General features: G+C 60.2%; 10 protein-coding genes. 1 reads left to right on the forward strand and 9 read right to left on the reverse strand.

The genetic code is table 11. The features are described 5' to 3' along the window. Positions 1 to 95: 95 nt before the first annotated feature. The 9 genes from sucD to sdhC all read right to left on the reverse strand — a co-directional run bounded on the left by sucD (position 96) and on the right by sdhC (position 11526). Positions 96 to 980, reverse strand: coding sequence for a succinate--CoA ligase subunit alpha (gene sucD / locus NAO55_RS16855; protein ID WP_102841280.1), 885 nt, complete (start codon positions 978 to 980; stop codon positions 96 to 98). After that, the gene (gene sucC / locus NAO55_RS16860) at positions 980 to 2146 is read right to left on the reverse strand and encodes an ADP-forming succinate--CoA ligase subunit beta (protein WP_003294782.1); all 1167 of its coding nucleotides are present in this window, start codon (positions 2144 to 2146) and stop codon (positions 980 to 982) included. Before sucC ends, sucD begins: the two co-directional genes overlap by 1 nt. Positions 2147 to 2339: 193 nt before the next feature. Continuing rightward, positions 2340 to 3776 (reverse strand): dihydrolipoyl dehydrogenase, encoded by a 1437-nt coding sequence (gene lpdA, locus NAO55_RS16865; protein WP_102841281.1) that lies wholly within the window; start codon positions 3774 to 3776, stop codon positions 2340 to 2342. Between the two features lie 94 nt (positions 3777 to 3870). After that, a complete protein-coding gene (gene odhB / locus NAO55_RS16870; RefSeq protein WP_102841282.1) occupies positions 3871 to 5103 on the reverse strand; it encodes a 2-oxoglutarate dehydrogenase complex dihydrolipoyllysine-residue succinyltransferase in 1233 nt (410 codons plus the stop codon). Positions 5104 to 5174: 71 nt separating this feature from the next. Continuing rightward, positions 5175 to 8006 carry a 2-oxoglutarate dehydrogenase E1 component gene (locus NAO55_RS16875; protein WP_102841283.1) on the reverse strand — a complete coding sequence of 944 codons (2832 nt, stop codon included), beginning with the start codon at positions 8004 to 8006 and terminating at the stop codon, positions 5175 to 5177. Between the two features lie 292 nt (positions 8007 to 8298). Continuing rightward, entirely contained in the window at positions 8299 to 9003 is a 705-nt protein-coding gene (locus NAO55_RS16880) for a succinate dehydrogenase iron-sulfur subunit (protein ID WP_013982597.1), read from the reverse strand. A gap of 10 nt (positions 9004 to 9013) precedes the next feature. After that, on the reverse strand, positions 9014 to 10786 hold the full coding sequence (gene sdhA, locus NAO55_RS16885) for a succinate dehydrogenase flavoprotein subunit (protein WP_102841284.1): 1773 nt from the start codon (positions 10784 to 10786) through the stop codon (positions 9014 to 9016). Positions 10787 to 10789: 3 nt separating this feature from the next. Beyond that, positions 10790 to 11158: a succinate dehydrogenase, hydrophobic membrane anchor protein gene (sdhD, locus tag NAO55_RS16890; protein ID WP_011913018.1), complete on the reverse strand. Its 369-nt coding sequence runs from the start codon at positions 11156 to 11158 to the stop codon at positions 10790 to 10792. After that, complete coding sequence (gene sdhC / locus NAO55_RS16895) at positions 11152 to 11526, reverse strand: succinate dehydrogenase, cytochrome b556 subunit (RefSeq protein ID WP_003302391.1); 375 nt, start codon at positions 11524 to 11526, stop codon at positions 11152 to 11154. The genes sdhD and sdhC overlap by 7 nt, the downstream gene beginning before the upstream one ends. 360 nt (positions 11527 to 11886) lie before the next feature. Here sdhC and gltA point away from each other — a divergent pair, with 360 nt between their 5' ends. After that, complete coding sequence (gltA, locus tag NAO55_RS16900) at positions 11887 to 13158, forward strand: citrate synthase (protein WP_003302389.1); 1272 nt, start codon at positions 11887 to 11889, stop codon at positions 13156 to 13158. The last annotated feature ends 32 nt before the right edge of the window (positions 13159 to 13190 follow it).

The following is a 13190-nucleotide window of genomic DNA, read 5'->3' on the forward strand; positions in this document are numbered from 1 at the left end:
CGCGCGAACAGATGGAACTCGTTGCGCCGCGGCGGCGCAACGAGGTACGTCTCGAATCCAAGCGCCCGGCGATTGCCCGGGCGCTTGGAGTCCGGTCAGGCTTTCATCGCCCAACCGGTCACATCTGCCAGTGCTTTGCCAATGTCGGCCAGAGAGCGTACGGTCTTCACGCCAGCGTCCTGGAGGGCAGCGAACTTCTCTTCCGCAGTACCCTTACCGCCAGAGATGATCGCCCCCGCATGCCCCATGCGCTTGCCAGCCGGAGCGGTGACACCGGCGATGTAGGACACTACCGGCTTGGTCACGTTGGCCTTGATGAAGGCGGCAGCCTCCTCTTCGGCCGAACCGCCGATCTCGCCGATCATGACGATGGCTTCGGTCTGCGGATCATCCTGGAACAGCTTGAGGATATCGATGAAGGTCGACCCTGGGATCGGGTCGCCGCCGATGCCGACGCAGGTCGACTGGCCGAAACCGGCATCGGTGGTCTGCTTCACGGCTTCGTAGGTCAGCGTGCCGGAGCGCGAGACGATGCCCACCTTGCCTGGCTGATGGATGTGCCCCGGCTGAATGCCGATCTTGCACTCACCCGGAGTGATCACGCCGGGGCAGTTCGGCCCGATCAGTCGCACGCCAAGCTCGTCGCACTTGATCTTCACTTCGAGCATGTCCAGCGTCGGGATGCCTTCGGTGATGCAGACGATCAGCTTGATGCCACCGAATGCCGCTTCGAGGATGGAGTCCTTGCAGAACGGGGCCGGTACGTAAATCACAGATGCATCGGCGCCGGTGGCCTCCACGGCCTCCTTGACGGTGTTGAACACCGGCAGCCCCAAGTGCATCGTGCCACCCTTGCCGGGCGTGACGCCACCGACCATCTTGGTGCCGTAAGCAATCGCCTGCTCGGAGTGGAATGTGCCCTGCGATCCGGTGAAGCCCTGGCAGATGACCTTGGTGTCCTTGTTGATCAATACGCTCATTACTTGCCCTCCGCGGCTTTGACAACCTGAATGGCCGCATCGGTCAGGCTGCTCGCGCCGATGATGTTCAGACCGCTCTCGCTTAGCATCTTGGCGCCCAAGTCGGCGTTGTTGCCTTCCAGACGAACCACAACAGGCACCTTGACGCCCACCTCACGCACGGCACCGATGATGCCCTCGGCGATCATGTCGCAACGTACGATGCCGCCGAAGATGTTCACCAGAACGGCAGCGACATTGCTGTCGGAGAGAATGATCTTGAACGCTTCGGTCACCCGCTCCTCGGTGGCGCCACCGCCCACGTCGAGGAAGTTCGCCGGTGCACCGCCATGCAGGTTGACGATGTCCATGGTGCCCATCGCCAGGCCGGCACCGTTGACCATGCAACCGATGTTGCCGTCGAGCGCCACGTAGTTCAGTTCCCACTTGGCGGCATGCGCCTCGCGCGGATCGTCCTGCGATGGATCGGCCATGTCGCGCAGCTTCGGCTGGCGATAGATGGCGTTGCTGTCGATGTTGATCTTGGCGTCCAGGCAGTGCAGGTTGCCGTCCTTCTTGATCACCAGCGGATTCACTTCGAGCAGTGCCAGGTCGTAGTCCTGGAACAACTGGGCAAGACCGACGAAGATGTGCACGAACTGCTTGACCTGGTCACCCTTGAGGCCCAACTGGAACGCCAGTTCGCGCGCCTGGAAGGGCTGCGCGCCTACCAGCGGATCGATGGTGGCCTTGAGGATTTTCTCGGGCGTGTCGTGAGCGACTTTTTCGATGTCCACGCCACCTTCGGTCGACGCCATGAAGACGATCCGGCGACTGGCGCGATCGACCACGGCGCCCAGGTAGAGCTCCTTGTCGATATCGGTGCACGCCTCGACCAGAATCTTGCTGACCGGCTGACCATTGGCATCGGTCTGGTAGGTCACCAGACGCTTGTCGAGCCACTGCTGGGCGAACGCCCGGGCCTCATCCTTGCTGCGAACCAGCTTTACGCCACCCGCCTTGCCACGTCCACCGGCATGCACTTGGGCCTTGACCACCCATTGTGTGCCGCCGATCTTGTCGCAGGCTTCCGCTGCTTCCTTCGGGCTATCGACTGCGTAGCCTTTGGACACGGGCAGACCGTATTCAGCGAACAGTTGTTTACCTTGGTACTCGTGAAGATTCATGCTTTCTACCGTCTGTTTTGGTATTGGCGCATTTACGGCACGACGAACCGCCGTGCCTCCCTCACAAGTCGCTGAAAACTATCTGCGAATTCACGATACCTCTCAGCGACCTGCAATCCTTTTCGAATCTGCAGTTTGCAAAAGGCCCGGCGTATCTGCAGATACGTCGGGCCCGGGTACAGCACGAAACCGATTAGCGCTTCTTGCGATTGGCGATGTGGATGGCGTGGCCATTCACTGCCAGGGCCGCTTCATGCAGCGCTTCGGACATCGTCGGATGGGAGAAGACCATCATACCCAGGTCTTCGGCACTGGTACCGAATTCCATGCCGATCGCGCCCTGCTGAACCAGCTCGGCGGCGCTTGGGCCCATCACATGCACGCCCAACACGCGGTCGGTCTTGGCATCGGCGATGACCTTGACCAGGCCGGCAGTGTCGTTGGCAGCCATGGCACGGCCACTAGCGGCGAACGGGAAGGTACCGACGTTGACTTCAACGCCTTCGGCCTTCAGTGCCTGCTCGGACTTGCCGACCCATGCGATTTCCGGGTGAGTGTAGATGACCGACGGAATCAGGTCATAGTTCATCTGGGTCTTGTGGCCAGCGATACGCTCGGCAACCATCACGCCCTCTTCCGAAGCCTTGTGGGCCAGCATGGCGCCGCGAACCACGTCACCGATGGCGTATACGCCCGGAACGCTGGTAGCGCACTGGTCGTCGACGAAGATGAAGCCACGCTCATCCATGTCGACGCCGGCATCGGCAGCCAGCAGGTCAGTGGTGACAGGACGACGGCCGACTGCAACGATCAGCTTGTCGAAGGTCATCTGCTGCTCGCCTTCGGCGCTGGTGAAGTTGACGGTCACCTGATCGCCCTTCACTTCCGAACCGGTCAGGCGCGCGCCCAGCAGGATCTTCAGACCCTGCTTGGACAGGACCTTGAAAGCTTCCTTGGAAATCTGCTCGTCCGCGGCCGGCAGGAACTTTTCCATGGCCTCGATGACGGTGACTTCGGCGCCGAGACGGGCCCAGACCGAACCCAGCTCCAGACCGATCACACCGGCACCGATGACGCCCAGCTTGCCCGGCACGCTCTGGAAGTCCAGTGCGCCGGTAGAATCGACGATGACTTTCTGATCAACCGGCGCCGGCGGGATGTTCACCGGAGTGGAACCGGAAGCCAGGATGACATTCTCGGCGGCGAGCGTCTGGACATTGCCGTCCAGGCCGGTGACTTCGACCTGCTTGCCGGCCAGCAGCTTGCCATGCCCTTCGAACACGGTCACACCGTTGGCTTTCATCAGGGACGAGACACCGCCGGTGAGGTTCTTAACGATCTGGTCCTTGCGCGCAACCATGGTCGGCACGTCCATAGCCACTTCGCCGGTGCTGATGCCGTGAACCTTGAAGCTCTCATGGGCTTCATGGAACTTGTAGGAGCTGTCCAGCAGAGCCTTGGAAGGAATGCAACCTACGTTCAGGCAGGTACCGCCCAGCGCGGTCTTGCCGTCCTTGCCCTGATATTTTTCGATACACGCGGTCTTCAGACCCAGCTGGGCTGCACGAATGGCGGCCACATAGCCGCCAGGGCCGGCACCGATGACGACGACGTCGAATTTCTGGCTCATTACGAATCCTCTTAAAAGCAGCTAAAAGCCAAAGGCTGCAGGCAGCAGGGACGGCTTTCGCCAGACCCGCCAACTGCAGCCTGGGGCGTTTCTATCAGATATCCAGCAGCAGACGGGCCGGGTCTTCCAGCAGGTCCTTCATGGTAACCAGGAAGGTCACTGCTTCCTTGCCGTCGATCAAGCGGTGGTCATAGGACAGCGCCAGGTACATCATCGGCAGGATGACCACTTGACCATTAACGGCCATCGGACGTTCCTGGATCTTGTGCATGCCAAGAATAGCGGTCTGCGGCGGGTTGACGATCGGCGTCGACAGCAGCGAACCGAACACACCACCGTTGGAGATGGTGAAGGTGCCGCCGGTCATCTCTTCGATGGTCAGTTTGCCGGCCTTGGCCTTCTTGCCGAAGTTGTTGATGCCGCCCTCGATCTCGGCCAGGCTCATGTGCTCGGCGTTGCGCAGCACCGGAACCACCAGACCGCGGTCGCTGGAGACGGCGACGCCGATGTCCTGATAACCGTGGTAGACAATGTCGTTACCGTCGATGGAGGCATTGACGCCGGGCTGGCGCTTGAGTGCTTCGACTGCGGCCTTGACGAAGAAGGACATGAAGCCCAGACGCACGCCGTTGTGGGTCTTCTCGAAGAGGTCCTTGTACTTGGCGCGCAGCTCCATGATCGGCTTCATGTTGACTTCGTTGAACGTCGTCAGCATGGCCATGGAGGACTGGGCTTCGACCAGGCGCTCGGCGACCTTGGCCCGCAGGCGGGTCATCGGCACGCGCTTCTCGACACGATCACCCTCGGCGAAGATCGGCGCGGCAGCAGCCGGAGCAGCAGGCTTGGCAGCAGCAGCCGGAGCGGACTTCTTGGCCTCGACGGCAGCGACGACGTCTTCCTTGGTCACGCGACCGTCCTTGCCGGTACCGCGGATGCTGTTCGGGTCAATACCGTTCTCTTCCGCCAGCTTGCGGGCCGCCGGGGCCAGGATCGGCTCTTCGCCACCCGCGCTGGCAGCGGCTGCCGGAGCAGCAGCGGCCGGGGCCGGGGCCGGGGCGGCAGCTTGAGCGGGTGCAGCGGCGGCAGCAGCGCCTGCTTCCAGCTTGCCGAGCAGCTCGCCGCTCAGCACGGTGTCGCCTTCGTTCTTGACGATCTCGGTCAGCACGCCGTCAGCTTCGGCCAGTACTTCCATGACCACCTTGTCGGTTTCGATGTCAACGATCAGTTCATCACGCTTAACCGCGTCGCCCGGCTGCTTGTGCCAGGTGGCAACGGTGCCGTCGGCGACCGATTCCGGGAATGTAGGGGCTTTGATCTCGATAGCCATTATTCAGGGGTCCTATTGATTCGGTTTCTACATCGAGGCCGCGAACGTTCGCGGCCTCTCGCACGAATGGGTTAAACGGTGAAGGCGTCCTGCAGCAGTTTTTCCTGCTGCTCGGCATGCATCGAGGCGTACCCGACCGCAGGCGCCGCAGAAGCATCACGACCCGCGTACTGAAGGAACAGTTCCTTCTTGTGTGCGGTCGCAACACGGCGCATGTGGTGCTGGCTGCAGTACCAGGCGCCCTGGTTCATCGGCTCTTCCTGACACCAGATGATGTGCTTGACGTTCTGATACGGCGCGAGCGCCTCGGCGAGGTCTTCCTCTGGGAACGGATAAAGCTGCTCGATACGGACGATGGCGATATCGTCACGACCTTCGGCACGACGCTTGTCCAGCAGGTCATAGTAGACCTTGCCGCTACACATGATGACGCGCTCGACCTTGGCCGGATCGACCGGATCGATCTCCGGAATCACGGTCTGGAACGAGCCCTGAGTCAGCTCCTCCAGAGTCGATATGGCCTGCTTGTGGCGCAGCAGCGACTTGGGCGTCAGTGCTACCAGCGGCTTGCGCAGCGGACGAATCGCCTGGCGACGCAGCATGTGGTAGACCTGCGCCGGAGTCGTCGGTACGCAGACCTGGATGTTGTGCTCGGCGCACAGCTGTAGGTAGCGCTCCAGACGCGCGGAGGAGTGTTCAGGCCCCTGCCCTTCATAGCCGTGCGGCAGCAACATGGTCAGACCGCACAGACGGCCCCACTTGTGCTCCCCGCTGGTGATGAACTGGTCGATCACGACCTGGGCGCCGTTGGCGAAATCACCGAACTGCGCTTCCCAGACCACCAGCGCATTCGGCGTAGTGGTGGCATAGCCGTATTCGAACGCGAGAACCGCTTCCTCGGAAAGGAAGGAGTCGTACAGATCGAAACGTGGCTGACCTTCGTACAGGTGCTGCAGCGGGATATAGGTGCTGCCATCCTTCTGGTTGTGCAGCGCAGCATGACGATGCGAGAAGGTACCGCGACCGACGTCCTGACCGGAGATACGCACCGGATGGCCTTCGAACAGCAGCGTCGCGTAAGCCATGGTCTCGGCATAGCCCCAGTTAATGGCCAGCGCGCCGGCGCCCATCTTCTGGCGATCTTCGAGGATCTTCGAAACCTGGCGCTGCACCACGAAGCCTTCCGGCGTCTGCAGCAGCTTGTTGGACAGATCCTGCAGGGTCTTCAGGTCGAAGCTGGTGTCGTGACGCGCAGTCCAGGCATGCCCCAGATACGGGCGCCAGTCGACGAACAGCTCCTTGTTCGGCTCCTTGACCAGGCTCTTGACCACATGCAGACCGTTGTCCAGCGCAGTCCGATACTCGTCGACTTTTGCCTGGACGCGCTCATCGTCGAGCACCTTGGTCTGAATCAGCGAGTCGGCGTACAGCTCACGGGTGGTGCGCTGCTTGGCGATCTTCTGGTACATCAGCGGCTGGGTACCGCTTGGTTCGTCCGCTTCGTTGTGACCACGACGACGGTAGCAGATCAGGTCGATGACGATGTCACGCTTGAACTGCATGCGATAGTCGACGGCAAGCTGGGTGACGAACAGCACTGCCTCGGGATCGTCTGCGTTCACGTGGAAGATCGGCGCCTGGATCATCTTCGCCACGTCAGTCGCATACTCGGTGGAACGAGCATCTTCCTGCTTGTTGGTGGTGAAGCCGACCTGGTTGTTGACCACGATGCGGATGGTGCCACCGGTGCGGTAGGCACGGGTCTGCGACATCTGGAAGGTTTCCATCACCACACCCTGGCCGGCGACGGCGGCGTCACCGTGGATGGTGACCGGCAGAACCTTGTCGCCAACCGGGTCGTTGCGGCGGTCCTGGCGAGCGCGTACCGAACCCTCGACCACCGGAGAGACGATCTCCAGGTGCGACGGGTTGAACGCCATGGCGAGGTGGATCTCACCGCCCGGGGTCATCACGTTGGACGAGAAGCCCTGGTGATACTTGACGTCACCGGAGCTCAGGCCTTCGACCTTCTTGCCTTCGAACTCGTCGAACAGGTCGCGCGGATTCTTGCCGAAGGTGTTGACCAGTACGTTCAGACGACCACGGTGGGCCATGCCGATGACGATTTCCTTGGTGCCGTAGGAGCCGGAGCGCTGAATGATCTCGTCGAGCAGCGGGATCAGGCTCTCGCCACCTTCCAGACCGAAGCGCTTGGTGCCCGGATATTTGGTACCCAGATACTTTTCCAGACCTTCGGCAGCGGTGAGGCGCTCGAGCAGGTGGCTCTTGATCTCCGGCGAAAACTCCGGACGGCCACGCACGCTTTCCAAGCGCTGGACGAACCAGCTGCGCTGCTCGGAATCGACGATGTGCATGTATTCCGCGCCAATGGTGCGGCAATAGGTTTCTTGCAGAGCCTTGACGATTTCGCGCAGAGTGGCCTGGCCGTTGACCATGGCCAGGTCGCCGGTGCGGAATACGGTATCAAGATCGGCGTCGGTCAGACCGTAGTTGTTGATCGCCAGGTCAGCGGGGGCGGTGCGCTGCTGCAGGCCAAGCGGATCGAGCTGTGCTGCCTGATGGCCGCGCACTCGGTAGGCCTGGATCAGGCGCAGGACTTCGATCTGCTTCTTCTCATGCTCGCTGCTGACAGCACCTGCGGAGACAGGCTGAGCACGGCGCTGGTTCTTGGCCAGCAGAACGAAGTGGTCGCGGATCGTCGAATGCGATACATCGGCTGAAGCGCTGCCACCGGAGGGCAACTTCTGGAAGTAAGTGCGCCACTCTTCGGGCACAGCGTTGGGATCGTGCAGGTAGAGCTCATAAAGCTCTTCCACATAGGCAGCGTTACCACCGGATAGGTGGGCACTGTCCCACATGCGCTGCATTACGCTTTCTTGCATGTCTGGTCACCTTCGATAAGGAGACACCACCAGCGTGGAAACCGCAGCATGACTTCCCAAGTTCTGAAGCAGCGACTCAGGTAAAGCCACTACGGACCGCGCAGATAGTTCCCGGGCACAACCCGGATGCTCCTGCTGGTCATCAAATTTTCAGAGTGAAATCCCGGCTTTGTGAGCTGGGATTCCTACTAAAACTACGGCGCCGAGCTTCGACTTCGGCGCCGCAGGTGTCACGGGTAAAGCAATCCGGCCGTTCCAGGCTAGCGCATAACCTTTCCCGACCGGGGTGTCATCAAGTACCGCTCTGCAGCAGCATGTTGCGTATGTGACCGATTGCCTTGGTAGGGTTCAATCCCTTCGGACAAACGTCAACGCAGTTCATGATACCGCGGCAGCGGAACACGCTGAACGGATCGTCCAGACCGGCCAGACGGTTCTCGGTTTCGGTGTCGCGACTGTCGGCCAGAAAACGGTAGGCCTGCAGCGACGCAGCGGGACCGAGGAACTTGTCAGGGTTCCACCAGAACGACGGGCAGCTGGTCGAGCAGCAAGCGCACAGAATGCACTCGTACAGACCGTCCAGCTTCTCGCGATCTTCCGGACTTTGCAGTCGTTCGATAGCCGGCGGCGGCGTATCGTTCATCAGATACGGACGCACTTTCTCGTACTGCTTGTAGAAGATGCTCATATCGACGACCAAGTCACGAATGACCGGCAGACCTGGCAGCGGACGGATGACCAGCTTGTTGCCCTTGACCACGGAGGACAGCGGGGTGATGCAAGCCAGACCGTTCTTGCCATTGATATTCATCCCGTCGGAACCGCACACGCCTTCGCGGCAGGAGCGACGATAGGAGAAACCCTGGTCCTGTTCCTTGATCAGAGCCAAGACGTCCAGAACCATCAGGTCTTTACCTTCGGTATTGACCTGGAAGTCCTGCATGAACGGCTTTTCGTCCTGATCGGGGTTGTAGCGATAAACACTCACTTGCAACATATCGGCGACCTCAATAAGTCCGAACCTTGGGCTCGAATGCCGGAACGGTCTTCGGAGCGAAGTTCACGGCACGCTTGGCAACGCGCTTGTCACCCGGGAAGTACAGGGTGTGGCACAGCCAGTTCTCGTCATCACGCTCTTCGAAATCTTCGCGAGCATGGGCGCCACGGGATTCCTTGCGGTGCTCCGCGGCAATTGCAGTAGCCTCGGCGACTTCCAGAAGGTTCTGCAACTCAAGCGCCTCGATGCGCGCAGTGTTGAACGCCTGGCTCTTGTCCGAGATCTTGACGTTGGCGATACGCTGACGCAGATCGACCAGCTGAGCGATACCCTTCTGCATGTATTCGCCAGTACGGAATACACCGAAGTAGTTCTGCATGCAGCTCTGCAGCTCCTTACGCAGCGGAGCAACGTCTTCACCAGTACTGCGCTCGTTGATACCAGCCAGACGCCCAAGCGCAACATCCAGATCGGTTTCGCTGGCACCGCGGTGCTCGATACCTTCCTTCAGCGCCTTCTCCAGGTGCAGACCGGCAGCGCGGCCGAACACGACGAGGTCGAGCAGCGAGTTGCCGCCCAGACGGTTGGCGCCATGCACGGATACGCAGGCCACTTCGCCCACAGCGAACAGACCGTCGATGATCTTGTCGTTGCCGTTGGCGTCTTGAGTAATCGCCTGACCATGGATGTTGGTGGCGATGCCACCCATCATGTAGTGGCAGGTGGGAACAACCGGCACCGGTGCGACGACCGGATCGACGTGAGCGAAGGTCTTCGACAGCTCGCAGATACCAGGCAAACGGCTGTGCAGCACTTCTTCGCCCAGGTGATCCAGCTTCAACATCACATGGTCGCCATCCGGACCACAACCGTTGCCCGCCAGGATTTCCTTGACCATCGAACGTGCAACGACGTCACGACCAGCCAGGTCCTTCGCGTTCGGCGCGTAACGCTCCATGAAGCGCTCGCCATGCTTGTTGATCAGGTAGCCACCTTCACCGCGGCAACCCTCGGTTACCAGTACACCGGCACCAGCGATACCGGTCGGGTGGAACTGCCACATCTCGATGTCCTGCACCGGCACACCAGCGCGCAGCGCCATGCCGACACCGTCACCGGTGTTGATCAGGGCGTTGGTGGTCGATGCGTAGATGCGACCAGCGCCGCCAGTAGCGAGCACGGTAGCCTTGGAGCGGATGTAGACGGTTTCGCCGGTCTCGATGCAGATGGCGATGACACCAACGACTGCGCCGTCCTGGTTCTTCACCAGGTCGACCGCGTACCACTCGTTGAGGAACACGGTGTCGTTCTTCAGATTGCTCTGATAAAGAGTGTGCAGCAGTGCGTGACCGGTACGGTCTGCAGCGGCACAGGTACGAGCGGCCTGACCACCCTTACCGAAGTCCTTGGACTGCCCACCGAACGGACGCTGATAGATGCGACCCTGCTCGGTACGGGAGAACGGCAGCCCCATGTGCTCGAGCTCGAACACCGCCTCAGGGCCTACGGAACACATGTACTCGATAGCGTCCTGGTCACCGATGTAGTCGGAACCCTTGACGGTATCGTACATGTGCCAGCGCCAGTCATCGTTCGGGTCGGCCGAAGCGATGGCGCAGGTGATGCCACCCTGCGCGGAAACGGTGTGCGAACGAGTCGGGAAAACCTTGGTGACCACAGCAGTCTTGTGACCGGACTGGGACAGTTGCAGCGCCGCGCGCATACCGGCGCCACCGCCACCAACGATGATGGCGTCGAAGGAAAGCGTACGAATATTAGCCATGAATCAGATACCCCAAAGAATCTGCACGCCCCAGACGAAGAAGGTGAACATGGCAATGCCACACACCGCCTGGAACAGGAAACGAACGCCGGTAGCCCACTTACCGATCGCCATGTTGGTCAGGTAGTCAGTAGAGATCGTCCACATACCTACCCACGCGTGCACACTCAGGGCGACCAGAGCCAGCAGGCTGAAGATTCGCATCCAGTTGGCCGAGAAAAGCGCGTGCCACTGGGTGTACTCCAGTCCCGGGTTCGCAATCAGGTACCCAAGCAGGAACAGAAAATAAGCCGCAAGAACCACTGCAGAAACGCGCTGCGCCATCCAGTCGTACAGACCCGAGCGCGAAAAGTTGGTGACATTGGTTACCATATCCACACTCCCGCCAGAACGATCAGCACCGCCGATACGGCGATTACGATTTTCGAGCCCAGCTTGCCGCCTTCCAGCGTCTCACCATGGCCAGAATCCATGATCAGGTGACGAACACCCGCCACAAGGTGGTACAGCAGTGCGGACAGCAACGCCCAACTCACCAGCTTTGCCAGAGGGCTACCCAGGTACGCACGAACCTCCTCGAAGCCTTCCGGAGAAGACAGCGAGGTATCGAGCGCGAGCAGCAGCAAGGCGATACCGACGAACAGGATGACACCGGATACACGGTGGAGAATCGACGTGTAAGCAGTGATGGGGAGTTTTATTGTCCTAAGATCTAGGTTTACAGGTCGTTGGCTTTTCACGGCTTTTTTTCACACTTGAGAGCCCCAGAGCGCAGGGCAAAGTTGTTGGGAAGAGTACGCAGCAGTACCCGCTACCCACGAGTGACAACCTACAGAATACTGCCTGTAAGGCCCCTGCCGGTCGGTGTCCGAGTATAAACAGTTAGGTCACTAATGACAATGTGGTGAAGTGCCACTAAAGGCTGATAGCACCCCCTATATAAATGCCGTAAACAGTGCACCCAAGCTGTACGCATCCCCCTGCAGAGCCCTCTACGGCATGGGTTCGCGCAAATTGACTTTGCGGTTTATCACACTATAGTGATGCGGGCCCTGCGTGGGGGGCCATGATGATTCCAAGCACAAAACAGGAGGCCATACATGGCTGACAAGAAAGCGCAGTTGATCATCGAGGGCGCTGCCCCCGTCGAACTGCCCGTTTTAACCGGTACCGTAGGGCCTGATGTAATTGACGTACGAAGCCTGACCTCCACGGGTCACTTCACCTTCGATCCCGGCTTCATGTCGACCGCCTCTTGCGAGTCCAAGATCACCTACATCGATGGCGACAAGGGCATCCTGCTGCATCGCGGCTACCCGATCGAGCAGCTGGCGGAAAAATCCGACTACCTGGAAACCTGCTACCTGCTGCTGAACGGCGAACTGCCTACCGCCGAGCAGAAGGCACAGTTCGTCAGCACCGTGAAGAACCACACCATGGTTCACGAGCAGCTGAAGTCTTTCCTCAATGGTTTCCGTCGTGACGCCCACCCCATGGCCATCATGTGTGGCGTTGTCGGCGCCCTTTCGGCGTTCTACCACGACTCCCTGGACATCAACGATCCGCACCACCGCGAAATTTCCGCCGTGCGCCTGGTCGCCAAGATGCCGACCATCGCCGCAATGGTCTACAAGTACTCGATCGGTCAGCCGCTGATGTATCCGCGTAACGACCTGAGCTACTCGGAAAACTTCCTGCACATGATGTTCAACACCCCGTGCGAGATCAAACCGATCAGCCCGGTGTTGGCCAAGGCAATGGATCGCATCTTCATCCTGCACGCCGACCATGAGCAGAACGCCTCCACCTCCACCGTGCGTCTGGCAGGCTCCACCGGCGCCAACCCATTTGCCTGCATCGCGGCCGGCATCGCCGCCCTGTGGGGACCGGCTCACGGCGGCGCGAACGAAGCCGTACTGACCATGCTGGACGAGATTGGTGACGTATCGAACGTCGAGAAGTTCCTGGCCAAGGCCAAGGACAAGAACGATCCGTTCAAGCTGATGGGCTTCGGACATCGCGTCTACAAGAACTTCGACCCGCGCGCCAAGGTCATGAAGCAGACCTGCGACGAGGTTCTGGGCGAGCTGGGCATCAACGATCCGCAACTGGATCTGGCCATGAAGCTGGAAGAGATCGCCCTCAACGATCCGTACTTCGCCGAGCGCAATCTGTACCCGAACGTGGACTTCTACTCGGGCATCATCCTCAAGGCCATCGGCATTCCGACCAGCATGTTCACTGTCATCTTCGCCCTGGCGCGTACCGTCGGCTGGATCTCTCACTGGAAAGAAATGATCGCATCCGGCCAGAAGATTGGTCGTCCGCGTCAGCTGTACACCGGCCACGCCAAGCGCGATCTGCCGCGTTAAGCGACAAGCTCGCGCAAAAAAGGCTGCCCTTG

Source organism: Stutzerimonas frequens (genome assembly GCF_024448335.1).
Lineage (GTDB): Bacteria > Pseudomonadota > Gammaproteobacteria > Pseudomonadales > Pseudomonadaceae > Stutzerimonas > Stutzerimonas frequens.